At 73.8% G+C, this 24,459-nt stretch carries 17 protein-coding genes; 5 read left to right on the forward strand and 12 right to left on the reverse strand.

What is annotated here, in order from left to right:
• Positions 1 to 178: 178 nt before the first annotated feature.
• From ABD259_RS04425 to ABD259_RS04455, 7 genes are all read right to left on the reverse strand, one after another.
• Positions 179 to 1,198, reverse strand: a complete 1,020-nt coding sequence (locus tag ABD259_RS04425; RefSeq protein WP_344160335.1) for an NAD(P)H-dependent oxidoreductase — start codon at positions 1,196 to 1,198, stop codon at positions 179 to 181.
• Positions 1,195 to 7,071, reverse strand: a complete 5,877-nt coding sequence (locus tag ABD259_RS04430; RefSeq protein ID WP_344160338.1) for an SDR family NAD(P)-dependent oxidoreductase — start codon at positions 7,069 to 7,071, stop codon at positions 1,195 to 1,197. Before ABD259_RS04430 ends, ABD259_RS04425 begins: the two co-directional genes overlap by 4 nt.
• A 4-nt stretch (positions 7,072 to 7,075) precedes the next feature.
• Positions 7,076 to 8,083 carry an RnfABCDGE type electron transport complex subunit D gene (locus ABD259_RS04435; protein WP_344104488.1) on the reverse strand — a complete coding sequence of 336 codons (1,008 nt, stop codon included), beginning with the start codon at positions 8,081 to 8,083 and terminating at the stop codon, positions 7,076 to 7,078.
• A 142-nt stretch (positions 8,084 to 8,225) separates the two neighbouring features.
• Positions 8,226 to 10,223 (reverse strand): CRTAC1 family protein, encoded by a 1,998-nt coding sequence (locus tag ABD259_RS04440; RefSeq protein WP_344104491.1) that lies wholly within the window; start codon positions 10,221 to 10,223, stop codon positions 8,226 to 8,228.
• The gene (locus ABD259_RS04445) at positions 10,220 to 10,984 is read right to left on the reverse strand and encodes a class I SAM-dependent methyltransferase (protein WP_344104494.1); all 765 of its coding nucleotides are present in this window, start codon (positions 10,982 to 10,984) and stop codon (positions 10,220 to 10,222) included. The genes ABD259_RS04440 and ABD259_RS04445 overlap by 4 nt, the downstream gene beginning before the upstream one ends.
• An 8-nt stretch (positions 10,985 to 10,992) precedes the next feature.
• Positions 10,993 to 12,021 carry a DUF1702 family protein gene (locus ABD259_RS04450; protein WP_344104575.1) on the reverse strand — a complete coding sequence of 343 codons (1,029 nt, stop codon included), beginning with the start codon at positions 12,019 to 12,021 and terminating at the stop codon, positions 10,993 to 10,995.
• Positions 12,022 to 12,026: 5 nt separating this feature from the next.
• On the reverse strand, positions 12,027 to 13,268 hold the full coding sequence (locus ABD259_RS04455; protein WP_344104496.1) for an FAD-dependent monooxygenase: 1,242 nt from the start codon (positions 13,266 to 13,268) through the stop codon (positions 12,027 to 12,029).
• Positions 13,269 to 13,442: 174 nt separating this feature from the next.
• Between ABD259_RS04455 and ABD259_RS04460 the strand changes: the two genes are divergently transcribed.
• Positions 13,443 to 13,889 carry an acyl-CoA thioesterase gene (locus ABD259_RS04460; RefSeq protein ID WP_344104498.1) on the forward strand — a complete coding sequence of 149 codons (447 nt, stop codon included), beginning with the start codon at positions 13,443 to 13,445 and terminating at the stop codon, positions 13,887 to 13,889.
• Between the two features lie 434 nt (positions 13,890 to 14,323).
• Here the strand turns inward: ABD259_RS04460 and ABD259_RS04465 are convergent, their stop codons facing one another.
• Complete coding sequence (locus ABD259_RS04465; RefSeq protein WP_344104500.1) at positions 14,324 to 15,664, reverse strand: aminotransferase class V-fold PLP-dependent enzyme; 1,341 nt, start codon at positions 15,662 to 15,664, stop codon at positions 14,324 to 14,326.
• A gap of 317 nt (positions 15,665 to 15,981) precedes the next feature.
• Here ABD259_RS04465 and ABD259_RS04470 point away from each other — a divergent pair, with 317 nt between their 5' ends.
• From ABD259_RS04470 to ABD259_RS04485, 4 genes are all read left to right on the forward strand, one after another.
• The gene (locus ABD259_RS04470) at positions 15,982 to 17,289 is read left to right on the forward strand and encodes an aminotransferase class III-fold pyridoxal phosphate-dependent enzyme (protein ID WP_344104502.1); all 1,308 of its coding nucleotides are present in this window, start codon (positions 15,982 to 15,984) and stop codon (positions 17,287 to 17,289) included.
• Positions 17,290 to 17,454: 165 nt separating this feature from the next.
• Complete coding sequence (locus ABD259_RS04475; RefSeq protein WP_344104504.1) at positions 17,455 to 18,909, forward strand: MFS transporter; 1,455 nt, start codon at positions 17,455 to 17,457, stop codon at positions 18,907 to 18,909.
• A gap of 70 nt (positions 18,910 to 18,979) precedes the next feature.
• On the forward strand, positions 18,980 to 19,303 hold the full coding sequence (locus ABD259_RS04480; RefSeq protein ID WP_344160538.1) for a YciI family protein: 324 nt from the start codon (positions 18,980 to 18,982) through the stop codon (positions 19,301 to 19,303).
• Positions 19,300 to 20,532 carry an RNA polymerase sigma factor gene (locus ABD259_RS04485; protein ID WP_344104577.1) on the forward strand — a complete coding sequence of 411 codons (1,233 nt, stop codon included), beginning with the start codon at positions 19,300 to 19,302 and terminating at the stop codon, positions 20,530 to 20,532. The genes ABD259_RS04480 and ABD259_RS04485 overlap by 4 nt, the downstream gene beginning before the upstream one ends.
• Before the next feature lie 28 nt (positions 20,533 to 20,560).
• Here ABD259_RS04485 and ABD259_RS04490 read toward each other — a convergent pair whose 3' ends face one another.
• The 4 genes from ABD259_RS04490 to ABD259_RS04505 form a co-directional block, all read right to left on the reverse strand.
• The gene (locus ABD259_RS04490; protein ID WP_344104506.1) at positions 20,561 to 21,823 is read right to left on the reverse strand and encodes an MFS transporter; all 1,263 of its coding nucleotides are present in this window, start codon (positions 21,821 to 21,823) and stop codon (positions 20,561 to 20,563) included.
• Entirely contained in the window at positions 21,820 to 23,334 is a 1,515-nt protein-coding gene (locus ABD259_RS04495; RefSeq protein WP_344160342.1) for an ABC transporter substrate-binding protein, read from the reverse strand. The genes ABD259_RS04490 and ABD259_RS04495 overlap by 4 nt, the downstream gene beginning before the upstream one ends.
• A gap of 183 nt (positions 23,335 to 23,517) precedes the next feature.
• Positions 23,518 to 23,826 (reverse strand): hypothetical protein, encoded by a 309-nt coding sequence (locus tag ABD259_RS04500; RefSeq protein ID WP_344104510.1) that lies wholly within the window; start codon positions 23,824 to 23,826, stop codon positions 23,518 to 23,520.
• 148 nt (positions 23,827 to 23,974) lie between these two features.
• On the reverse strand, positions 23,975 to 24,322 hold the full coding sequence (locus ABD259_RS04505) for a YciI family protein (protein ID WP_344104512.1): 348 nt from the start codon (positions 24,320 to 24,322) through the stop codon (positions 23,975 to 23,977).
• Between the last annotated feature and the right edge of the window lie 137 nt (positions 24,323 to 24,459).

Genomic DNA, 24,459 nt, shown 5'->3' on the forward strand with positions numbered 1-24,459 from the left:
CACACAGCCGGTCACAGCACGCCAGACAGTTCTCCCGTTTCGTTCGGAAACTTCACAATCCCGCCTCGGAAACGCCTCCGAGTTTTCTCACGACGGCGGGCGGGCCGCGCTTTCGGTACGCGAAAGGCCACCGACCGCCCCGGCACGTTCCGGCGGTGATCGTTCGAATCCGGCCGCGTCAGCGTGGAACGGGCGCCCGACGCTCGCGGCCCCGTGAACAGGCGGCCCGGTAGCGGGAGGGGGACACCTTGAACCAGCGCTTGAACGTCCTTTCGAAATTGCTCAGGTCCTTGTAGCCAACGGCCAGGCACACGTCCACGACCGGCTGGTCGGTGTCGGCGAGCAGCACCCGGGCGTCGCTGAGTCGCAGCATCGCGACGAAGTCCATGAATCGCCGACCGGTCTGCGCCCGGAAGGTGCGCGAGAAGTGGTAGCGGCTCATGCGGACGTGCTGGGCCACCTCGTCCAGCGTGAGCGTGCCCTCCCGGTAGTGCGCCCTGATGTAGGCGACGGCCCGGTTCACCGCTTCGCTCTGCGCGCCGCTCACCGGTCGGGCCGCCGACTCCGGCCGGTCCGCGGCCCGGCCACCGAGGCCCGCGCGCTCAGAGCGGCCTTCTCCCCCGAGCCGCTCGGCCACCCACAGGAGCTCCCCCACCAGCTCGCCGACCCCGTGACCGAGCTTCGGATCGGTGAGCTCCAACTCCGTCCCCACCCGGGTGAAATCACGCGCCGTCGCGATCACCTGACCGGGGACCACCATGCCGCCCATCTCCCCCACCACGACCCGCAGGTGGTCCACGGCCTGCGCGCTGGGCGCACGGCCCGTGGTCGACATCAGCCCCACCGGCCGACCGCGCAGGTGCCCCTCCTCCAGGTAGTCGAGGGCGTTTTTGACCAGCCCCGAATAGGAGCCGTGGTAGAGCGGCGTGACCACGACAACCGCCGCGGCGTCGTCCACGGAGCGGCACAGGTCGGCCCCGGCCCGGCGGTCCGTCCCCATGGGGGGCAGCGGATGGCGCCCGATATCCCATACCACCGGCTCGGCGCCCTCACGCTCCACCGCCTGGACGGCCGCCGCCAGCAACGCGCGGGTGTGCGAGGGGTCCGCGGTGCTCCCCCCGACCAGGACCACCCGCAGGTCCCCCCGGACGTCCCCCTCCGCGCTCGTTACCAGGCCCCCGGTCGTGTCCTCCGTCATCTCGCCCTCCCCTCGGCCGACGCGGCCAGGACCGCCACGGCCAGCGGAGCGGGGGATCCGCCGAGCCTCATGACGCCGCTCACGATGCCCATCCCTCCGCTGCGCAGCACGGCCCATCCCTCGGACCCGGACCGGTCGAGCACCAGCGGCTCGCCCGAGGGCCGTCCGGCCTTGCGAACGCACTCCAGGGCCGACCACACCCGGGTGGCGGCCCGATCCAGATCCTCCCCGAGCTCGGCGCCGAGCAGCTGGGCCAGGCCGAACCCGGCCCCGCCGAGCATCCCCCGCCACTGGTCGGCGGCGCGCTCCCCTACCTCCTCCAGATCGCAGGCGACCCCGCTGTGGCCGAGGACCGCGAGGGTGTGCCGCTCGCCATGGGCGAAGGACACGTGCCGGTCTGCGTCTCCGGCGCCGGCGAGGAAGGGCCGACCGTCCGGGCGGTGCTCCACCCGCACCTCCCGGCCCAGCGCCCGGCGCAGTGCCGTCCGGGACCGCGCGTCCCGCTCCCCTCCTCCGTCGGCCAGTCCCGCGACGACCTCGCGGTCCAGCAGCTCGCCGACGCGGCGCTCCAGGTAGGGCACGAACAGGTCCCCTCCCCAATCCGGGGGTTCGGGCAGCGGTGCCAGCACCCGCAGCACCAGCCCCTCCCACACCTCGCACACCGTTCCGTCGGCGTCGCGCACCACCAGGTCGTAGGTGAGGCGCTCGGCGTCGGAGGCGCGCTCGACCGCTAGGATCTCCACCCCGCCGTCGGGGGGCGGCCCGCTGCGGATGCGCGCGACCGCCTCGGGCAGCACCCGCCGGTGCGGGACGCAGGCCTGGGCCGCGTGGATGAAGGCGTCGCGGGCACCGAAGTCGCCGAGCAGCAGCCGCTGGGGCAGGTAGTCGCCGAACCACCGGTGGGCGGGCCGGGTCGCCACCGCGGCCGTACACGTCCGGGCGTGCAGGGTCCGGTAGGACGCGACGCGGCGAAATGAGGGGCCGTGGAAGAGCAGACGGTCGTACAGCTCGGCCGGTGCCTCCGTCGCTCCGGTGGGAGCCTCCGCCCGTCCCGGCGCGGCGGCGAGTCCGGCGTCGGCCGCCACCCGCTGCGGATCCGGCAGGTCGAAGCGGGCGACGGCGCGGAAGTGGTCGGCGTCGAAGCCGGTCTCGTCGCTGCGGACCACCACCTCGACGCGGTCGGCGCCGCGCACCAGGGCGGCGATCCTGATCCGGCGCCGGCCGTCATCGGGCACGGTGACGGGGCGGGCCAGGTCGATGTCGGTGAAGCCGTCGGGGGTGCGGCCGACGAGCGCAGCCGCGGCCTGGGCCATGGCCTCCAGGCCGACGACGGCGGGCAGGAGCGGCAGCCCGTCCAGAGCGTGTTCGGCCAGGTAGCCGTCGGTGGGCCCGGACAGGTCGGCCTCCGCGACGAGCTCGATCCCCGGGTAGTGCACCGGCGTGCGCTCCACGAAGCGGAGGACCGGCAGGTCGGGTCGGTCCACCGGGAGCGTCGGGGGGTCCCCCAGCCGTCCCGAGGCGACCACGGAGGTCCCCCCTCTGCCCTCGTCGAGGTGTCGGCGCAGCAGCGCCACCCCGTCGTCGGGCGCGATGGGCGCGACGCCCATGCGGGCCAGCGCGCCGACGATGTCGAGCCGCTCCCCCATGCCCGCGCCCGACCACACCGACCACTCGACGGTGAGGCAGCGGCAACCGGGCAGACGGCGCGCCGCGTCCTCGACGTCGAGGCGGAGCCATTCGTTGGCCAGCGCGTAGTCTGCCTCGCCCCGCATGCCCGTGCGGGCGATCACCGAGCCGAAGGCGACCACCGCGCGCAGCCGTGCGGTGTCGACGGCGTCCAGCAGGTGGGACAGGCCGGTGGTTTTGGGCCCCAGGGTGGCGGCCAGCTCGTCGGGGCCGAGGTCAGCGAGGAGGCGGGGCCGGTTGGCCCCCGCTGAGTGCAGGATCGCGGTGACGGGGCCGAGCGCCTCTTCGGCCTCCTCGACGGCGGTGTTCACGGCCGCCGGGTCGGTGATATCGGCGCGGACGTAGTGCACGGTGATCCCGGCGTCCCGCATCCGCCGCAGGTTCCCGGCCAGCTCTGTGTCGTCCGCGGGTCGCGCGCGGCCCACGACGGCCACCCGGGCGCCGGTCCGCTGGACCAGCCCCAGCACGCTTTCGGCTCCGATGCCCTTGCCGCCGCCAGTGGCGAGCAGGACGTCGTTGGCGCCGAAGCGGACCGGGGCGTCGCGCGTGTCGGGCGGGCGCGCGTCGAAGCGTAGCCGCGGCACCTGGCGCGTCCCGTCGTCGGCGCGGCGGACCTCCTCGAACCCGTCGCCCGTCTCCGCCTCGCGGCGGAGCTCATCGGCGGTCCATGCCGCGGCACCGGTGCTGAGGTCGATGACGCGGATCGGCAGGTCGGGGCGTTCCAGTGCGAGGGTCCGGGTGATGCCCGCGGCACCGCCGCGGTGCAGGACGGCCAACCGCGCGACGGCCGGGTCCAGCGCCCGCCGCAGCGCCTCCAGCAGCTCCTTGGCGCACTGGGGGTCGCGGTCGGCGGCCACATGCACGGCCAGGGCGGCGTCGCCGGTGCCGCCCCCGAACGCCGCGCCGACCTCGGTACGTCCGGACGCGTCGGGCCCGCCGACGGTGACCAGCTCCCAGCGGTGAGGCGTGGCCGCCCCGGCGCGGGGGCGGTCGACCCAGACGATCTCGAAGGGCCGCAGCCACCCGGCCACCCCGGGCGGTGGCCCCTCGGCGCCCGTCCCGTCGTCGGGTTCGGCCTCGGCCAGGACGGCGGCCAGCTCGGCGACGGTGGCGGTGGCGAACTCGGTCGCCGCGACGGGCGGGCGGACCCCGAGTTCGGCGGCGGCGTCGGCCGCCAGCTGGCCCACGGTGATGGAGTTGAGGTTGAGGTCGGTGAGCATGCCGTCCTGGGGTCCCACCGCCTCCACGGGGAGTTCCGAGCGCTGCGCGATGAGCCGTCGCACGACCTGCAGGGGGTCGCCGTCGGAGGTGCGGGGGTCGGCGGCCGGTGCGGACCGCGGGGGCGCCCCGTCGTGGTCCGCCGCCGAGGGCGCGCGGACGGGGGTGGCGGGTGCCGCGTCGCCGGTGTCCTCCGTGGGGGCGCTCTCACACGGGTTGGCCAGGAACGCGGGGCGGCGCAGCGGGTCGCCGCCGGCCGCGCGGTACCGTCCCTCGGCGAGCCGGTCCGCGCGCAGCGGAGCGCCGAGCACGTAGGCCGTGCCCAACGCGGCGAGCACCCCGCTGAGGGACTCCGCGCCCGCGTCGGTGGCGACGGCGGGCGGTCGCCCCTCCCCCGTGGCCAGGCCCGCGAGGATCCGCCCCGGTCCGACCTCGATGAGCAGGTCGAGGTCGGCGCTGGCGGCGGTGATCGCCTCGTCGAAGCGCACCGGGGACCACAGCTGGCCGACCAGGAGCGGACGCAGGTCCCGGGCGGGGTCGTGCGGCCGGCCCGTCACCGTGGAGACGACCCGCGGACCACAGTGCAGCGGGCCGAAGCGGTCCAGTGCCGCGCGCAGCGCCGGGGCCGCGTCCGCCATCAGCGGCGAGTGGAAGGCGTGCGAGACGGGCAGCCGGACGGTCCGGACGCCCCCGCGACGCCCCCGGTCCAGCGCCCTCTCGATGGCGTCAGCCGGACCCGACACCACCACGTGCTCGGGGCCGTTGTACCCGGCGACGGCCAGGTCCAGGCCGTCGATGAGCGCGGTGGTCTCGGCGAGTGGCGCCATGACGGCCGCCATCGCGCCGGGGCGCCCGGGGCACCGGCTCATCGCCCGGCCGCGGGCGCGGGCCAGCTCCACCAGGTCGCGCGCGCCGAGTGTCCCGGCCCAGTGCAGGGCGGTCAGTTCGCCGAGGCTGTGCCCAACGGCGACCCGCGCCGTGACGCCGAGTTCGTGCAGGACGTGGACCGCGGCGGCGGAGCAGGCGGCGACGGCGGGCTGGGCGGCGGCGGTGTCGACGGGCGCGCCGGGGCCGGAGGTGTCCGGCAGGTCCGGCAGGTCCCGCAGGGCCTCGGCCACGGTGGCGAACAGTTGGGATGTCGTGGGGAACCGGCGGGCCAGGGCACCGCCGTCGGGGTAGGCGGGTGCCGCCTGGCCGGGAAAGAGGAAGCCGATCCGCGGCGCGCTGCCGGGTTCGCCGAACAGGAATCCGGCGGCGGGGTCGAGGGGGCGCCGGTCCGGTCCGGGCCGCTCGTCCGCTAGGGCCTCGGCGAGCGCGGCGGCGCGTTCGCCGAACTCGGCTGGGGTGGCGGCGGGCACCGCGGCGCGGACCGCCGGGTCGGCGGGCAGGTCGCGGGCGGTGTCGATCGCCAGGTCGCGCAGCCCGCCGAAGCTCAGGTCCGGGGCGTGGTCGGCCAGCTGCCGCGCCCGGGCGACCAGCCCGGCGCGGTCGGCGGCCCCCAGCAGGATCAGCTCGGTGTCCTGGGGCGTGCGGCCGAGCAGGCGTTCCCGGGAGGTGAGCCGCGCGCGGGAGCGGTCGCGCACCGCGCTCAGGGTGAGGTGGGCGTTGATCCCGCCGAACCCCATAGCGCTGACGGAGGCACGGCGAGGGGCATCGTCGGGCCACGGCTCCGGTTCGCGCAGGACGCGCAGCGGGGTGCCGGGGGCGGTGAGCTCGGCGTGCGGGCGCTCGCAGCCGGTGGTCGGGGGCAGCACGCCCCGGTCCAGGCTGAGGACGGCCTTGAGCAGGCCGGCCGCACCGGCGGCGGCCTTGGTGTGGCCGATGTTCGCCTTGACGGTGCCGAGCGCGGCCGGGCGGCCGCGCTGCCCGGACTCGCGGCTGACGCCGGCGAGCGCGCGCAGCTCGGTGGCGTCGCCGACCGCGGTTCCGGTGCCGTGCCCCTCGAACATCTCGACCTCGTGGGGCCCGTATCCGGCCTGTTCGTAGGCGCGAAGCAGGGCCAGGCGCTGGCCGGTCTCCTCGGGCCGGGTGATGCCGCCGCGCCCGTCGGAGGACCGTCCCCAGCCGCGCAGCAGCGCGTAGATCCGCGCGCCCCAGGCCACGGCGTCCGACTCGCGGGCCAGCACCGCGAATCCGCAGCCCTCGCCGGGCCAGAAGCCGCGGGAGCGCTGGTCGTAGACGCGCATCTGGTCCGTGGCCAGGGCGCCGGTCTTGGCGAAGCCCACCAGCTCGAAGGGGTCGATGCTCAGGTCGACCCCGCCCGCCAGCACGGCGTCCAACTGGCCCGCGCGCAGGGCGTCGGCGGCGCTGGCGACGGCCAGCAGCGAGGAGGCGCAGGCACCGTCCACCGTGTAGCCGCCGCCGTGCAGGTCGAACGTGCCGCAGATACGCCCCGCGATGGTGTTGGACAGGCCCCCGGCCAGGGACTCCTCCCCCATCGGCGGGAAGGGCGCCTTGTAGTCGGCCTCCAGCTGGGCGAGCAGCTCGCGCCTGTCGGCGTCGGACATCCCGGCGCGGGCCAGCGTTTGGCTGACCGTGCGCCGGACGTAGGGCCAGCGCAGCCGCATCACCCCCGACCTGGAAAACTCTCCGGTGAGGGTGTTTCCGACGAGCACGCCGATGCGGTCACGGCTCAGCGGGCGCAGGTGGTCGAGCGCGGCGTCCTCGATGGCCTTGCCGGCGACGTCGAGGGCCAGCCAGTGGGTGAGGTCGGTGGACCGATAGGTGGGTCCGGCCACCCGGTAGCCGACCCGGTCGAACTCGTAGTCCTCCAGCAGCGCGGCGTGCGTGGAGTAGACGGCGTCCGGGACGGCGGGGTCGGCGGCGTAGTAGTCGGCGAGCCGGAGCCGCTCGTCGGGGATCCGGCGGAACATGCGGCGCTGGCTGAGCACCGCGTCCCAGAGCTGGTCGGGATCGTCGGCTCCGGGATAGCGGCAGGCCAGCCCGATGATGGCGATGGGATCGTGCATGAGATCACCTCTCTGGCCGGGTCTCTGGTCCAACCGGCGGCGCGTGGGCGCCGTCCGCTGCGCGGTTGCGCTCCCACCAGGCGGTCGCCCACATCAGGGCGCCCCGCAGCAGGCAGGTCGCGATCAGGCAGTAGAAAATCCCGTAGACGACGTGCGCACCGGTGAGCAGGCCGTAGATACCGGCCGCGGTGAGGGCGAAGACGACCTGGTCGCGAGGGCGCACCGGGGTCGTTCCCGGGTCGGTGATCATGTAGTTCGTGAACAGCAGGAACACCACCCCGGTCATCGGCGCAAGCGCGGCCAGGGGGTCGGTGTCGGTCACCAGTGCGCGGATCACCGCCTGGGCCGCGAATCCGCCCATCCAGGCCAGCACGATCGGCCACTTGCCGGTGAGCTGGATGTTGAGGAGCAGGCCCGAGGCGAGGATCGCCAGCGGAATGATCCAGTTGAATACGCCGCTGACGTCCGAGGTGAACTGGTAGGGGATCGCGATGCCCACCCAGGGGAAGAGGGTGAGGGTGGCGGCGATGCCGAGGTTGGACGGGTTCATGAAGTGCCGGAACCGGCCGCGCAGTGGGGCGCGGAAGAGGTGTTTGGCGCTGCCGGCCACGACCGCGGCGAAGACGAACGGCCACAGCTGGTCGCCCGGGTAGATCAGCATGGCGATGGCCAGTCCGGAGATGTGCGCCGGGAGCAGGAAGACGACGCACTGGCGCACACCACCGAGGAACTCCGGTCGGCGCCCGTTCGACCAGGCGGACAGGGCCTCCAGGAGGAGTTCGACGGTGTACGAGGCGAGCAGCGCGACGACCGGGGCCGCCCAGGCCGTCTCGATGCCGAGCCAGAGGTGGCCGATCACCGTGAACGCGGTGATGGAGATCGCGAAGCGGGTGAGCGCCGCGACCCGGAGGTCCATGGGCGCCCGTTGGGGGGCCTGCGCCGCGGCATCCCCGCCGGAGCCGGGACCCGGCGGATCGGCGGGGGTGGCGGAGGGGGAGGTCACGGAGCTCACTGGGCCCCACCTTCCTTCCTGGGCTGAGCGCGCCCGTTGTGGGGGCGGCGCGCGGGCGCGTCGACGTGCTGGGGGCTCCGCCGCCTGACGCACGGCGGTACCGACCGACGCCGCCGGTCACTCTGGCTGCTCGACCACCGCATCAGGGAGCACCTCCCGCCAGCCGGACGGACCAGCGCCCCGGGGTGAGGGCCAGGTCGGTCTGCTGTTCGGCGCCGTCGCGGTCCCGCCACTCCAGGTGGACCGGGAGCTCGGTGCCGGCCGGGAGGTCGCCGAGTCCGAAGTGGAGCTCGGGGGCGTTAGCTCCCGAGTGCCCGTTGCCCCCGTCGACCTGGGAGGTGAGTTTGCGGCCGTCGGGAAGGCGGACGGTCGCGGTAGCGCCGACGGCGGGCGAGCCCGTCATCTCCTCCCCCTCGGCGCCGGAGGCGAGACGCTGCTCGACGCGGTCTCCCTCGTCTCCTCTGGGCGGCAGCAGGAGGCGCAGGTTCAGTGCGGCTCCGGTCGCGGCGGCGGTGTTGCGGTACAGGTAGGAGGCCTCCCACTGCCGGGCCAGGGCGAAGTCCAGTCGCCCGTCGCCGTCGACGTCGGCGACGGCCACGCCCCGGGTGACGCCCTGGTCGTCCAGGCCGATGAGGGGGCCGATGTCGCCCCAGCGCCCGTCGGCGGCTCGGACGAAGAGCACGTCGTCCTGGTGTCCCGCGAGATCCCATCCGGTGGTGTGCTCGGGCCACCATGCGTCGTCCTTGAGCAGGTCGTCGTTGGCCATCGCCATCTCCGCGATCTGCGGCCACAGGTCGCGTTCGCCCTTGACGAATCCGGTGGCCTGGACGAGTTCGGGGGTGGTGTCGTTGTCGAAGTCGCCGAACTTGACGTCCCAGCCCCAGCCGGTGCGGGCCACGCCGAGGCGGTCGCTGTCGTCGCGGAACGGCGCGGTCCCGCTGTCGAGCCCGCCCCCGGTGTTGACCCAGGCGTAATGGCTCTCCATCAGCCCGAATGAGGTGGAGATGTTACTGACGACCATGTCGGTACGGCCGTCGCCGGTCATGTCGGCGAAGTCGATGCCCATGCCCTTGAAGGAGTCGTTGCCGAGGACCTTGGAGTCGGGGACGGTGAAGCCGCCCTCGCCGCTGAGGGGGGTCAGCCGGACGTCGCCGGGGGTGGAGTCGTTGCGGTACAGGCGGTCCGGGCCGAAGTCGTTGCCGAAGTACAGCTCGGGCAGCAGGTCGCCGTCGAGGTCGTGGGCGCCGACCGCCAGCGTCCAGGCGCGGCTGTCGTCCGCCGGGAAGACGTCCTCGACCTCCTCGTAGACCACCTCGGGGCGGTCGCCGGGGGTGGCGGAGGACATCCGGAACAGCCGGTTCACCCCGCCGTTGCGGGCGCGCGACATGGAGTCGTTCATGGCCATGGCGGCGTCGCCCTCGGCCCGCGGGTCCAGCAGGCGGGCTCCGTCGGGGAAGTAGTTGCCGACGACCAGGTCGAGTCGGCCGTCGCCGTCCACGTCGGCGGTAGTGGCGGCGTTGGTGTACCAGCGCGGCGGGCCGGTGTCGGTGGCGTCGGGGCCGTCGGCCACCAGCTCGGTTGGGACGAAGGCATCGGCCCGCGGCGTCCCGTCCTCGGCGCGCAGGAAGAGGACGGGGCTGCGGCCCCAGTAGTAGACGAGCAGGTCGATCCGGCCGTCGCCGGTGAAGTCGGCGGGCAGGCAGCCCATGGGGGCCATGGTGTCGCGGTCGTAGGGCAGGGGCGCCGGGTCCAGGACGAAGGGGCTGTAGCGCGTGCCGGTACCCGCGGCCGGGGACACGGTGACGGTGTCGGTGCGCGGGTCGCTGAGGCAGACGTCGGCGGAGCGGCCCTCGCCGGACACGTCGGTCAGCGCGACCCCCGCCCCGACCCCCGACAGCCAGGCGGCGATCTTGGTGAGGGCCGGCTGCACCGTGCGCTGCTCGGCGCGGCCGTCCACGGCCACCGAGGCGATCTGGTGGCGTTCGAAGGCGAAGCGCTGCTGGAGCCGCGCCGGGTCGCCCAGGTCGGCCTCGGGCAGACGGGTGACGAGCCCGGCGGCCAGGATAAGAAGTACGGCGACGGCCTTGGCGATGTGACGGCGCGGGCCGCGCGGAATGCGGTGGCTCGCGGGGGTGCTCATGCAGGCCTCCGCGCGAGGACGACCATGCGGGGGCTGTCGCACTCATAGGGGGTCTGGTCGAGCCCGCCCCAGGCCTGCTCGACGAGGAACCCGGCCCCTTCCAGCATCGACCGGAGCTCGGTGAGGGCGTAGAGCCGCAGTGAGAAGGCGGAGCCGCCGCGCCCGGTGTCGCTCAGCCAGTCGATGGTCTCGGTCCAGCGGCCGGTCATGGGGGCGAAGGACCTGCGGCACCACACGGTGGCTCCGGCGACCTCGTACCAGGTGCGGCGGGCCTTGCGGAGGGTGGCCTCGCGGTTCTCGGTGTCGATCAGCAGCCGTCCGCCGGGCACCAGCGCCCGGTACACGGCGGCCAGTGCCGCGGCATCGTCGGCCTCGTCGGGCACATAGCCCAGGGCGGTGCTGAGGTTGACGACGGCGTCGAAGCGCTCGACGGCGTCCAGATCCCGCATCGCGGAGTGGATCAGCTCCAGCCGGACGCCAGCGGCCGCCGCGGCGCCGCGCGCTCGTTCCAGCAGCTCGGGGACCGCGTCGAGCCCGGTGACCTCCATTCCGGCCCGGGCGAGCGGGACGCTGATCCGGCCGTAGCCGCACCCCAGGTCGAGCACGCGGGTGGTGGGCCGCAGCCCGAGGATCCGGCGCACGGCGGCGGTCTCGGCGGCGGTCCGCTCCGGCGGCAGGGTGGCGTGGGCGAAGGTCGGATAGTCGGGGTGGCGGAAGAAGTCCTGCCATCGGCGGTCAGCGGGACCGGCGGTATCGGTCACAGTCCTGCTCATCTCTGTCTGCCAATCCGATGTGGGGGATGGTCGGTCGGCGTCGTCTCGGGGACGGTGGGGGCGGTGTGGAGGAGGACCTGGCGGGTCGCGGCCCGCCACGCCTGGTAGAAGTCGGGGGGCGGCGGGCGGTGAGCGGTGAGGTCGTCCCTGACCTGGTGGACGGCGCGCAGGGACGCGGTGATGCGGTCCCGCAGGGCGTGACCGGCGTCGGCGGTCAGTTCGGTGAAGAGCGCGGGGTCGGCGCGGTACCGCGCCTCCCAGCCGAACGCGGCGCCCTGAAGGAAGTCGGGACGGTAGGGCGCGGGAACGGCGCGTGCCGTCTCTGCCACCAGCCGGACGCGGTCCAGGCGGCTGAACGCGCAGCCCAGTCCGAGACCGCTGTAGCAGTCGCCGCGGTAGGCGGCGGGCAGCCGCGCGATCGTCGCGTGCGCGCCGTCTAGGCGGTCCATGTGGACGAACCACAGGCTGCGGCCGTACCCCTGGTAGCAGACATGGCGGGCGGCGGAGGGGTGGACGGCGAAGACGGCGGTGCGGTGCGGGGCGCCGACGCCCGTGAAGCCGCGCTGGAAGCCGATCCCCTCGTAGACCAGCAGCCGGTAGCGGTGATCGAGGCGGTCGGCGATCCGGGCCAGGGTCGCGGGGCGGCGACCGTGCCACATGCCCAGCCACCATCCGAAGCCGACGTAGTTCTGGTAGACGGTCGCGGGGTTGAGTCCCCGCACCATCAGCGGTTCGAACGCCGCGTGGCCGCGCAGGGCCATGACGGCCCAGGCGCCGAAGCCCATGCAGGCGCCCTCGTAGGCGAACGGGCGGTGGTAGGCGTCGGTGGCCTCCAGCGCGGCGCGGGCGTGCCAGGGGTGGTCGGCTCGGACGACGGTGTTGTAGCCGCGGATGAAGGTCCGCACGATGGCGCGGACGCGCTCGCGGGAGGCGGGCCCGAGGGGGAACGGGGCCACCGCCCGCTCCAGACGTTCGGGGGAACGGACGAAGAGAGGGGTGAGCGGCCGGAGCGGACGGCGGAGCATCGGGGTCACGGTGTCCTCCCGGAGGGTGTGGGTTCGGGGAGGTCGGGGTCGGCGAGGAACGCCCGGAATCCGTCGAGGGCGCGGTCCCCGCCGATGGCGCGCACCACGTCGGGGACGTGGCGGCCCAGGTCGGCGCTGAGCCCCGGCTGGGTGAGCAGCAGCCGCAGCTCCCGGGTCTCGGCGGCGTCGGGCGCGCGGCGCTGGGCGAGGCGAACGGCGGCCTCCAGGGCGGGGCGGATCCGGGCGTCGCGCTGCCGCTGGTAGTCGGCCATGGCGGTCTCCCAGTCCCGCGCGCCGGTGAGGTGGCGGTGCAGGGCGGTGGCGAGCATCCCCGCGGAGGCCGCGGCGTGGTCGATTCCGGCCCCGATACAGGGGTGGACGACGGCCCCCGCGTCGCCGACGAGCGCCCAGCCGGGGCCGTAGGCCTGTTTGAGGTGGCTCTCCAGCCGCCGGGTGCCGCGCACGGGGCCGACGCGCTCGGCCTCGGCCAGGCGGGGGGCGAGGGTCGGCAGGGTGGCGAGCCGGTCGGCCAGCAGCCGTTCGCGGTCGCGGCGCCAGCGCCCGAACTCCGACTCGGGCGGCATGACGCACACGCAGTGGAGCCCGTCGTCGCAGGCGGCCACCAGGACCAGGTCGTCGTCGGCCCAGTAGTACTCGAAGGCCGACGGCCGAGCCGGGCCCATGCCGCGGTAGTAGGCGTAGAAGGCGCAGCGGACGGCGGGACGGGTGAGGTAGGCGGCGGCTCCGGCCTGCAGGGCCACACGTGAGCCGCGCCCGTCGGCGCCCACGACCACGCGCGCCGCCACCGTGCGCTCGCCCCCCGGGGCGCGCAGGACCGCACCGGTCACCCGGTCCCGCGTCGTGCGCAGGCCGACCAGGGAATGGCCGCCGAGCCAGGTGGCTCCGAGCGAGCGCGCGCGGTCGAGGAGCAGGGGGTCCAAGCGCTCTCGGCGCAGCGCCAGGACGTAGGGCGTGATCACCATGTCGGCCTCGGTGACGCACCCGGCGGTGTCGGTGCGGAACCGCCGCATCGGCGGTGCCCCCGACGCGGCGAGCCCGTCGGCCACGCCGAGCGGTTCGAACGCCTCCCAGTCGCCGAAGACGTGGGTGGACAGGGTGGGACCGAGGGAGGCGTGCCGATCGACGAGGAGCACCCGGTGCCCGAGGTCCGCCAGCAGGATGGCGGTGGCGGCGCCCGCGACGCGGGCGCCGACGATCAGGCAGTCGTAACGGCGCTCCAGCGACATGATCCCCCAACTTCCCTATTTGAGGTGATTTTTCACGCCATACTCCCTTCATTTTCACAAGCATCTAATCCGGGCACTCGGCATTTATTGCGCCTCGCCACTCCGCAATATTCCGCACCCCCGCCCAGGTGGCGGACTGCACAATCAAGGTAGGTCCGACCGGGGAAGGTGATCATGAAATACTTCGAATACCTGCACACTGTTTCGTTCGAGGAGACGAACACTCTGGGAAATGTGTATTTCTCACACTTTCTTCGCTGGCAGGGCCGCTGCCGCGAGCAATTCCTCTGGGAACACGTGCCGACACTGGTCGCCGCGCTCGACAACAGCGCCGCCATGGTCACCACGCGATGCTCGTGCGAGTACATGGCGGAGCTCGCGGCGTTCGACCGGATCGCGGTCCGGATGCGCGCCGGAGACGTCACGCAGAGTCGGCTGACGCTGCTGTTCGACTATGTGCGGCTGGAGCCGGGCGGCGCGGAGCGGACGGCGGCGAAGGGAGAGCAGCAGCTGGCGTGGATGCGGTGGGAAGACGGTCACCTGGTCCCGGACCGTGTCCCCGGCGAGCTGCTGAGCGCGATCGATACCGTAGCCGGAGACGCGGGAGCATGGCGCCGCTGAGGGCGCGCGGGGAATGGGGCGGCCCCATCCCCGTTGATCTCGGCGAAGTGCACCGGATTCCAGCGGCCGCGTCAGGCGGTGAGTGCGGCCATGTCATCCCACCGGGTCCGGTGCGCTCAGCTCGGCCAGGCGCTGGAACGGGGTTCTGACGCGGCCAGTGGCCGACCGGGTCATGGTGCGTCCGCGGGTTGTGCACGCCCCGGTAGTGGGGGCGGTTGCGGTCCGGCTCCCTGCCCGCGGAGCCGCGCCAGCGCCCCGTGCCCCGGCGATGCGGACCGGGCCGCCGCCCTGCCCCCACATGTTCTCCAGCACCCGGCGGTGTCCCGGCCTTCAGCGCACCCGGCCCGGCCACATCCCACCCTGGCGATCAGCGACAACACCAACCGCGCCGAGCACGAGCAACCACCCCGGCTATTCGGCGCGCACCGCCGAGATCAACGGAGGGCGGCGATGGCGCGGACCGCGTGGTCCACGTCGTCCTCCAGGGTGGCCAGGCTGGGGCCCAGCCGCAGGTAGGACTCCCGGTAGGGGGCGGCGCCCGCGTACACCCGGTGCTCGTCGATGAGGCGTTCGGCGGCCGCACGCGGCGTCATCCCGTCGACCGAGAGGCAGACGATCCCGGCCGACATATCGGCCGACATGGGCGTGCGCAGGGTCACGTGGTCCAGCTCGGCCACCGCCTCCTTCAGCCGGGTGGCCAGCTGCTGGATCCGGGCGGTGATCCGGTCGGTTCCGATGCCGCGATGGAAGCGGATCGCCTCGGGAAGCGCCCACCGCGCCTCGAAGGTGTGGTAGCCACCCGGGGTGTGCAGGACGCCCGGCGGGCCGACGGGGACGCGGCCCTCGATCCAGGCGACGATGGCTTCCTCGGAGAAGCTCGGGATCACCGCCTGCAGCGCCTCCCACGCCTCGCGCCTACCCCAGACGAAACCGGTGCCCCGCGGTCCGAACAGCCACTTGTGCCCGGAGGTGATGAAGAAGTCGCAGCCCAGCCCCTCGACGGAGTGGGTGGTGGCGGCGAAGTCGTGGGTGGCGTCCACGCAAACCAGAAGCCGGCGGCGGCGGTGGCGCGCGGCGTTGATCTCCGCGGCGAGGCGGCCGATGTCGGCCGTGGGCAGGCGCACCCCCGTACTGGAGTGGACCGAGGTGATCGCCAGCACCCGGGTCCACGGACGGATCGAGCGCCGCAGCCGTCCCAGGATCTCGTCCTTGGTGGCCCGGGCGGGGTCCTCGTACAGCCGCACCTTCCGCACCCGGCAGCCGGTCACCTCGGCGTGCAGCCGCAGCGCCTCGTGCGTGGCGTAGAAGTCGTGCTCGGTGGTGAGCACCTCCTGGCCGCGCCGCAGGCGCAGGCCACGGTAGACCAGGCCGAGCCCCATCGTGGCGCTGTCGGTCAGCGCGATCTCGCCGGGGTCGGCACCGATGTGGTCGGCGACTACCTGGCGCGTCACCTCGCTGTTGGCCATGTCGTTGGCGCCCATGCCGTAGCGGTGCGGGTCCCGGTCCATTTGGCGCTGGTACTCGCCGATCCGCCCGCGGACGGTGTCGGCAGGGGTACCCAGGATGAACGCGGTGAACTGGGCGTAGTCGCGGGTCAGCGCGAACTGGTCGCGGATCGACGACCAGTCCTCGGTGGCGGGGGCGGCCGGCCCGCTCGCCGCGGCGGCGGCGGTCGGAGCCGCGGCGGTCAGGGCGGCTCCGGCCAGTCCCCCGCCGAGCAGGGCGCGGCGCGAAACACCGGTGGACGCGCGCGGTGACTCTCCCACAGTGGACATCGGGCATCTCCCTCGGGCCGGGGTCCGCGAACACGGGCGACGCCGGTGAAGCTAGACCCGTGACGCGAAGCGGGGCAAGGAAACGGACGCGGTCCCGCAACGGTCGCAGCCTGCCCCGGATCCCGACGGCGGCGCGCAAGAAACACCGAGTCCGGGGGCGCGGTGCGGGACTAGTGTGCGGGCGGGCGGGGCGTTCGACCCCACACGCGGACAAGGGAGCCCTCCATGACGACAGAGAGTGACGATAGAGGCACCTACGGGCACACCGCCCCCTCCGCCGTCGCCTCTTCACGGTCCTCGACCCGCTGGGACCCGCTGTGACGCCTCTGCCCGCCTACCCCCTGTGGCACGGCGCCCACCCCATGGCCCCCTACCTGCGGGAACTGGACGGCGATGGCCGGCATCTGGTGCGGGGCACGGGCAGCCGGGTCCTCGACCGGGCCGGGCGCTGGTACCTGGACGCCCGCTCGTCCGCGGGCACCGGCATCCTCGGACACGGCCATCCCGGGGTACGGGAGGCAATCCAGCGCCAGGCCGGGACGCTCGCCCTCGGCGGAACCCTCCTCCACGACCAGCCGCCGCAGGTCGCGGTGGAGTACGCCGAGGCCCTCGCGCCGCGCCTCCCCCGACGGCTGCGCCGAATCCGCCTCGGCGGCGGGGGCGCGCACATGGTGGAGGGGGCCGTGCTGTTGTCGCGGTTCCACCGCGCCACCATCGGCGAGTCCGCCCGGACCGCCGTGGTCCGCCTGTCCGGCGGCGGCCACCGCGTGATCTCCGGCCCCCCGCCGCTGAGCGGGACGATGGGCGGTGTCCGCGGTCCGCGCGCCCCGCTGACCGCCGATCTGCACGCCGCCGAGCCCGGCGATAACCCGTGCGAGGCCGTGGCGGCGGCGATCGAGCGTATCGGGGCGTCGCGGGCGACCGCCGTCCTCGTCGAACCGGTCCAGAGCGTGTCGGGGGCCGTGCTCGACGACGCCGATCTGCGCGCGCTGGCGCTGCTCTGCCGCAATCTGGGCATCCATCTCATCGCTGACGAGACCGCCTCCGGCTTCGGCCGCGCGGGCGCGCTCTCGCGGATGCTGGAGCTGGGGGTCGTCCCCGACATTCTGGTCTTCGGCTCCTCACTCACCGCTGGCCACGTGCCCGCCGGAGCGCTGGTCGTCGCCGAAGAACTCTTCGACGACCTCGCCGATCCACGTCACGGCCTCGGCTTCGCCCACGGCAGCACCACCGATGGCAACCCCCTGGTCTGCGCGGCCGGGCTCGCGGTTCTGAACGCCCTGTACGACGAGGGCGTCCTAGACGCCGGACGCGCCAGGAGCCGGCAGCTCCACGAGACACTCCTGCGCGTCCAGCGCGAGGACGTGCCCGGGGGCGCGGTGACCGGCGTGGGCCTCCACCAGCGGCTCTCCCTGCGCACCCTGGACGGCGACCCCTGGCTGGCGCCGGAGGTGACGATGCTCCTGCGATCCTGCGAATGCCACGGACTGCTGCTCAGCGGCGGCCCTGACTGCGTGGTCGCGACACCGCCCCTCACCATCACCCCGGCCGAGATCACCGAGATCGGCGACCGCCTGCACGCCGCCTTCCAGGCGCACCGGAGGGTCAACGGGGCACCCCGGTAGCGGCCCGCGGAAAAAACACCGAGATCTCCCTCCCCGCCCGTCGATTCGGGGCGGCGTCCTCCGTCATCGCTGTGTCAGGCCGATGCGCAGCCGCCACTCGCGCCGCATCCGGCACATCGCACACATACACCGCCACTGCGCGAACACGGAAGGGAGCTGTCCGACATGGGAACAGCGACCCGGCAACGGGAATGGAAGGGCCTGGCCCTGCTCCTGCTGGCATCGGCCCAGTTCGTGATCATCCTCGACGCCGGCATCGTCAATATCGCGATGCCGTCGCTCGGCACGGAGCTCGGCTTCCAGCCGGAGGGCCTGGCCTGGGTCACCAACGCCTACACGGTGATGTTCGGCGGGCTGCTCCTGCTCGGCGGGCGGATCGCCGACCTGACCAGCCCCAGGCGCGTCTTCATGGTCGGGATGGGGGTGCTGGCCGTGGCCTCGCTGGTCGGCGGATTCGCCCCGTCGGCGGGCTGGCTGATCGCGGCTCGCGCCGGGCAGGGCCTGGGTGCCGCCCTGATCTCGCCGTCCGCCCTCGCCCTGGTGATGACGACGTTCGCCGCCGGGAGCGAGCGTAACCGCGCGCTCGGCGTGTTCATGAGCATGTCGGGGTTGGGCGGCGCGTGCGGCTTCCTCTTCGGCGGCGTGCTCACCCAGTGGTTCGGCTGGCCGGCCGTCTTCTTCGTGAACGTACCGGTCGCCGTCCTGGCCATCGCCCTGGCCCCGCGGCTGCTCGGCGAGACACGCAACGCCGCCGGGAGCCGCGCCTTCGACACCGCCGGTGCCGTATCCGTCACCGCGGGGCTGGCGCTGCTGGTGTACACGATCGTCTCCGCGGGCTCCGCCGGGTGGGCCTCGGCACAGACGCTGGGCCTGGGCGCGGTGGCGATCGGTCTGCTCGTGGCCTTCACGGTCATCGAGTCCCGGCACCCCCAGCCGCTGGTACCGCTCACGATCTTCCGGAACCGCACCCTGAGCGGCGCCAACGTGGTCGCGATCCTGCTGACCATGTCGGTGTATCCGTTCTTCTTCTTCCTTACCCTCTACCTCCAGCAGGTCAGGGGCTTCACCCCGTTCGAGGCCGGGATCGGTCAGCTGCCGGTGGCGCTGGCCATGACGGTCACCGCCGCGGGGCTGGCGTCCACCCTGGTCACGCGGTTCGGCCCGGCGACGGTGCTCGGTGGGGGCCTGTTGCTGGTGGCCGCGGGATTGGGGTTGATGACACGGATTACCGCGGAGGGCAGCTACTGGGTGGAAGTCGCCGGACCGTGCGTGCTGATCGGTGTGGGGGCGGGGTGCACGTTCGTGGCCGTCACGGTGGCCGCGACGGCCAGTGCTCGGGCGTCGGAGTCGGGATTGGCCGCCGGGCTGATCAACACCACCCAGCAGTTCGGCGGGGCGATCGGGCTGGCGGTGCTGGTGGCGATCGCCAGCACCGCCGGCATGCAGGTCGACGCCAGTGGGCCGGAGCTGCTGCCCGGCTATCGGGCGGCACTGTTCGCCGGCGCGGTGTTCGCGATGATTGGAGCGGTGCTCACCGCGGTCGTGCTTCGGGGCGGTCGCGCGAAGGGCGCCGCACCGGGCGAAGGAGCGGCCCAGGACGCCCCCGCGGAGCGCGGGTGAGGTCGGGTGGACACGGCGGGAGCTCGCGCCCGGCCGTGCGGCACCGACACGTCTGTGAGAGGAACCGAGTGTGCGCTATGCCATCCTGGTCTACGAACACGACACAGAGCCGCACGACGAGGACATGTCCGAGGGCGGCCCGCAGGATCCGGAGGCATCCGGCGGAGACCAGGTGAGCGTGGTCCTCCGACCGCCGTACGCGGCGACCACAGTCCGCTGTCTGCCCGGCGGTACCGTGCTCGTCCCCGGCACCGCGCAGGAGGCCGGCGGCGAGCAGCTCACCCGGATGCACCTGGTCGAGGCCGCCGACCTCGACCACGCCGTCGCACTCGCCCGCGGCTTCACCTCGGCCGGGACGGTCGAGGTCCGGCCGATCGCGGAGGAGCGCCCCTGAACGCGACACCGGCGCAGCAGGTCGAGCGGGCCTATCGGGACCACTGGGCCCGCCTCGTCGCTCTGCTCACCACCCACCTGCGCAACCTGGACCTGGCCGAGGAGGCGCTGCAGGAGGCGTTCGCCGCCGCGGTGTCCCACTGGCCGGTCGAGGGTGTCCCGGACAATCCCGCCGCCTGGCTGCTCACCGCGGCCAGGCGGCGCGCGCTGGACCGGCTGCGGCGGGACGCGACCGCGGCGCGCAAGCTCCCGCTGCTGGTCAAGGAGGACGCGGTGCACGACGTGTACGACGTCGAGGACGCTTCCGGGATCCCTGACGAGCGGCTGAAACTGATCTTCACCTGCTGCCACCCGGCGATGTCCATGGAGGCGCGGGTGGCGCTCACCCTCCGGTTCGTCGCCGGGCTCCGCACACCCGAGATCGCCCGCCTGTTCCTGGTCAGCGAGCCCACCATGGCGGCGCGGCTCACCCGCGCCAAGAAGCGGCTGTCGGCTGCCGGTATCCCGTTCGGCGTTCCCGAACGGCACGAGCTCGGTCGGCGCCGCGACGACGTACTCGCGGTGGTCTACCTGATCTTCACCGAGGGCTACGCGGCGACCAGCGGCGACCGGCTGATCCGCCGCGAACTGGCCGACGAGGCGATCCGGCTGGGGCGGCTGCTGGTCGAGCTCTTGCCCGAGGACTCCGAGGTCGTCGCGCTGCTGGCGCTCATGGTGCTGCACCACGCGCGCCGCTCGTCCCGCCTGGACTCCGAGGGCCGGATCGTCCTCCTCGACGACCAGGACCGGGGGCTGTGGCACTGGTCGGAGATCGATGAGGGCATGGAGCTGCTGGCGCGGGCGGGGCGGTTGGCCGGGCCGCCCGGACCCTACCTTCTGCAGGCGGCGATTGCCGGCGCCCACGGCCAGGCCCGCGACGCGGCCGACACCGACTGGCCGACCATCGCCAAGCTCTACGCGCGTCTGGAGGAGCTCACCGGATCGGCCGTGGTCCGGCTCAACCGCGCGGTCGCCGTCGCCCGGGTCTCGGGGCCGGAGTCGGCGCTGGAGCTGTTGGAGGGCCTGGACGCGGCGCTGCCCCGGCACCACATGCTCCCGGCGGTCCGAGCCGACCTGCTGCGGCGGTTGGACCGGCGGGAGGAGGCCCTGGCCGCCTACAGCCGCGCGTTGGAACTCGTCGGGACCGACCCAGAGCGCGATTTCCTGCTCGCCATGCGCGCGCGGTGCTGACCGCGCGCCCCCGGCCCCGCTCCGTGCCTCACCCGCCCGCCTCACCGGACCCGGCCGCGCCGGCCGACGCGGACGCCGGGGCGACACGGCGCCAGAGGAGGCGCAAAGGTACGGCCACGGCCACGACCCCGGCCAGCAGCAGGAAGGCCGTCCCCAATCCCCACTGGTCGGAGCTCCAGCCCAGCAGCGGCTGCAACAGGGCTGTGGCCAGGGTGCGCACCAGGCTCTGCAGGGAGAGCAGGGTCGCCCGCGTGGCGGTGGGCGCCCGTTGGTTGAGCCGGTCCGACAGCACGGGGCGCAGGGCGCCCTGGATGAACCCGATGAGCAGCATGCAGCCGAATCCGAGGATCCACGACCCGCTGAACGCGATCGCCACCAGGGCCGCGCAGAACAGCAGCGGGCCGCCCAGGAGCGACCACCCCAGCGGGCGGCCCCGCGCCATGTAGGGCCCGGTCTGCGACCCGGCCACCCCCGCCAGCCGCAGCACCAGGAACAGGGCGCCGATCCAGGCCACGGCGATGTGGTGGTCCATCGCGAACGGCTGGAAGAGCAGGAAGACCACGTTCCACGCGCACGCCGAGACCAGCGCCGAGTAGAAGATCAGGTAGCGCAGGTCCGGCTGCTCGCGCACCAGTGCGACGGCGCTGCGCAGGGTCTCCAGGTAGGGTCGGCGCTCCGACGCACCGCGCGGCGGCTCCTTGAGCGCGAGAACGGCTCCGAGACCGAGGAGGGTCAGCACGCTGGTCAGCAGCAGGGGGAGGCCGAGGGAGAGGGCGGCCGCCCAGCCGCCCACTACGCTCGCCACGCCCTGCGCCAGCTGGATGAGGGCATAGGAGCGGCCCGCGACCGCCGGGTAGGCGTCCTCCCGGCCGTCGGCCCGCAAGCTGTCGTACTGCAAGGCCATGTCGCTGCCGGACTGCAGCGCCATGCCCACCGACCAGGCCAGGTACCCGGCCATCACCCCCCAGTAGCTCGGGACGAGCGCCATCATCGCGATGCCCGCCGCCACGGTCGCGGTGCCGACGAGGAGGGTGAAGCGGCGTCCCACCGCGTCGGCCAGCACTCCGGTGGGGACCTCGGCCAGCGCCATCAGCACCCAGGAGAGCCCCATCATCACGGTGATCTGGGTGAGGGTCAGGCCCCGCTCGGTCTGCAGGAACACGATCCACACCGGCATGAACAGGGAGAAGTTGGTCAGCGCCTGATAGAGCTGGACCTTGGCGATGTTCCCGCGGTGCGCCGCGCCTCCGGTCCCCCGCGCGGCGCGGTCGTCGCGGGCGCGCTCGCTCACGGTGCCCTCACGTCCCACTGGTGCAGGTGCATGAAGCGGTTGCCGGGGGTCCGGGGCGGTCGGGGCAGGCGCAGCCGGGAGTGGGCGACGTCGACGACCACGGGGTGGAAGAGGAACACCTGGGGGACGTCGCCGACGATCCGCGCCTGCGCCTCGTCCAGCAGCGCCCTGCGGGCGTCGGGGTCGGGCTCGGTCTCCGCGCGGTCCAGCAGCGAGTCGACGACGGGCGACCGGTAGGCCGTCCGGTTCCACCCCTGCGGGGTGAGCATCCGCGAGTGGTAGCAGGCGTGCAGGTAGGCGGGGTCGGGGCCGGGGGCCAGGGCCATCAGGGCCGCCGCGTAGCGGCGCGGGTAGACGTGCTCGCGCAGCAGCACCTCCATCGGGTGGGTCTCCACCGCCACGGCGACGCCCAGGCGGGCGAGGTCGGCGGCGACCCCCGCGGCGGCGCGCTCCTTCACCCGGTCTCCGGCGACCGTCAGCAGGGTGAAGGCGAGTTCCCGACCGTCGGGGGCGGCGCGGAGCCCGCCGGGCCCGCGGGGGAATCCCGCGGCGTCCAGCATCTGCTCGGCCTCGACCGGGTCGTAGCGGGTCCGCGGCACCAGGGGGTTGTGCCAGGGGCTGAGCGGGGTGACCATGCTGTGCGCCACCTCGCCCCGGCCGTTGAGCACGTCGCGCACCAGGCCTTCGCGGTCGATGCCCCGGGCCAGCGCCCGGCGCACCGCGGCGTCGGAGAAGAGGGGGTGGTCGAGGTGGAAGGCGAGGTAGGTGAAGCTCGCGTCGACCGAGGAGCGGGTGCGCAGCTCGGGGCGGCACGCCAGCTCCTCGGCCGCGGCCGGGTCGACGCCCTGCAGGTAGTCCAGCTCACCGGCGCGGATCGCCGCCGCCGCGTCCTCCGGGTCGGGCAGGCAGCGCCACACCACGCGGTCGAGGGGCGGGCGGCCCAGGTGGTAGTCGCGGTTGGCGCGCAGCACCACCCGGCCGCCATCGCCGCGTTCCTCGAACGCGAACGCTCCGGAGCCCACGGGCGCCGCGTTCAGCGGGTGCGCGGCCAGCGGGGCGTCCCGGTAGCGGTGCTGCGGGAGGATGGGGCGCCAGGCCAGGGAATCGAGCAGGGCGGGGTAGGGGCCGGGAAGGTGCACGCGCAGGAGGTGCGGTTCGGGGGCGGTGAACCGGATCGGCTCTCCGGCGACCAGGAACTCCGGTCGGCGCCGACTTCCCACGGCCGGGTCGAGGAGCGCGCCGAAGGTGAACACCGCGTCGTCGGCCGTGACCGGCCACCCGTCGTGCCACCGGGCCTCGGGGCGCATCCGGAAGTCCCAGACAAGGCCGGAGTCGTCGGTCGCCCAGTCGCGCACGAGCCGCCCGGGGACGTACCGCATGTCGTCGTCGGTGATCACGAGGTGGTCGAAGATCCGGTTGAGGACCTCACCGGTGGCCAGATCGCTGTAGAGCAGCGGGTTGAGGACGGTGACGTCGGCCGTTCGCCCGATTCTGACCTCTCGGCTCGGCATGGGGGTACCCCGCTCCGGTCGGTTGCGCGGATCGGCCTCGACGCTATGCCGCGCTGCCCGCCGGGGGCTCCGCCTTTGTTGCGCACCGCCACGGCGCGCGGCGCCGGGGGCGCGTGCGCACACACGATGGCGGCCGGGTCGGGACCGCGCCCGCCCGGCCGCACCCGTCATCCGTCCGGCCGTTCAGCTGGTTGAAGCCGCCGCCCGTGCGTGGCCGGCCCACGTCTGCGCGTGGTCGGCCGGGACCCACACCCAGTCCTTCATCTGCCGTCCCTTGCGCGTCGGGTCGAAGATCTCGGCGCCGTCGAGCTCCATCGCGGCCGCGTGCGCGGCGGTGTCCCGGCCGAGCTTGAAGGCCGCCCCTCCCTCCTGCAGGCACACGATGGCCTTGCCGTCGAACTTCAGGCAGGAGAGCCCGAACATCTTCCCCGTGACGAAGCCGTCCTCGGCGAGGTCGTTGGCGAGCTGGCTGAACGCAGTGTCGGCACTCATCGTCCGACCATCCTTTCCGCATACACACTGTCACTCTTCGCCACCAGCGTCGTGCGCGCGGATCAGCGGCGTCCATTCCTATATTGCTCAGCCCCGGCGATGGGACGCGGACTTTATTGCGCCTCCCCCCATAGGCGTGCGCCCCAGGTCACGCGGCGGGTGGTGCCGCGATCGGGCGGACCTCGACGACCTGCGCCGGAAGGCGCTCGGCGATGCGCACGGCCTCGTCCAGATCGGCGGCGTCGATCAGGTAGAAGCCACCGAGCTGCTCGGTCGTCTCGGCGTAGGGTCCGTCGGTGGTCACGCAGGCGCCGTTCGTGCGGCGGACGGTACGGGCCGTTGACGTAGGGCCGAGCTCCTCGCCCGAGCAGGCGACGCCGCGCTCAGCGAGTTCCTGGATGAACGCCTCGTGTGCGGCGTAGACGGCCTTCCGCTCCTCGGGGCCGGCTTCGGCCCAGGCCTTTTCCTCCTGGTAGATGAGCAGTGCGAACTTCAATGCGTCCACTCGCCTTCCGCGCTCGCGGTACGCCGCCCCGTCGGGCGCACCCCTGCGGTGCAAGCCAATCACCCGCGCCCGCCCGATGCCAGCGTGTGACGCCGTCCGGGCAGGAGCCGGGCGGACCGCGGGCGCAA

It is taken from the genome of Nocardiopsis rhodophaea (assembly GCF_039530945.1).
Classification (GTDB): Bacteria; Actinomycetota; Actinomycetes; order Streptosporangiales; family Streptosporangiaceae; genus Nocardiopsis_C; species Nocardiopsis_C rhodophaea.

Excerpts from the sequence above, each read along its gene's own strand:
- ABD259_RS04425 (WP_344160335.1), bottom strand. The coding sequence starts at position 1,198 with ATGACGGAGGACACGACCGGGGGCCTGGTAACGAGCGCGGAGGGGGAC.
- ABD259_RS04430 (WP_344160338.1), bottom strand. The coding sequence starts at position 7,071 with ATGCACGATCCCATCGCCATCATCGGGCTGGCCTGCCGCTATCCCGGA.
- ABD259_RS04440 (WP_344104491.1), bottom strand. The coding sequence starts at position 10,223 with ATGAGCACCCCCGCGAGCCACCGCATTCCGCGCGGCCCGCGCCGTCAC.
- ABD259_RS04450 (WP_344104575.1), bottom strand. The coding sequence starts at position 12,021 with ATGCTCCGCCGTCCGCTCCGGCCGCTCACCCCTCTCTTCGTCCGTTCC.
- ABD259_RS04455 (WP_344104496.1), bottom strand. The coding sequence starts at position 13,268 with ATGTCGCTGGAGCGCCGTTACGACTGCCTGATCGTCGGCGCCCGCGTC.
- ABD259_RS04460 (WP_344104498.1), top strand. The coding sequence starts at position 13,443 with ATGAAATACTTCGAATACCTGCACACTGTTTCGTTCGAGGAGACGAAC.
- ABD259_RS04465 (WP_344104500.1), bottom strand. The coding sequence starts at position 15,664 with ATGTCCACTGTGGGAGAGTCACCGCGCGCGTCCACCGGTGTTTCGCGC.
- ABD259_RS04475 (WP_344104504.1), top strand. The coding sequence starts at position 17,455 with ATGGGAACAGCGACCCGGCAACGGGAATGGAAGGGCCTGGCCCTGCTC.
- ABD259_RS04495 (WP_344160342.1), bottom strand. The coding sequence starts at position 23,334 with ATGCCGAGCCGAGAGGTCAGAATCGGGCGAACGGCCGACGTCACCGTC.
- ABD259_RS04500 (WP_344104510.1), bottom strand. The coding sequence starts at position 23,826 with ATGAGTGCCGACACTGCGTTCAGCCAGCTCGCCAACGACCTCGCCGAG.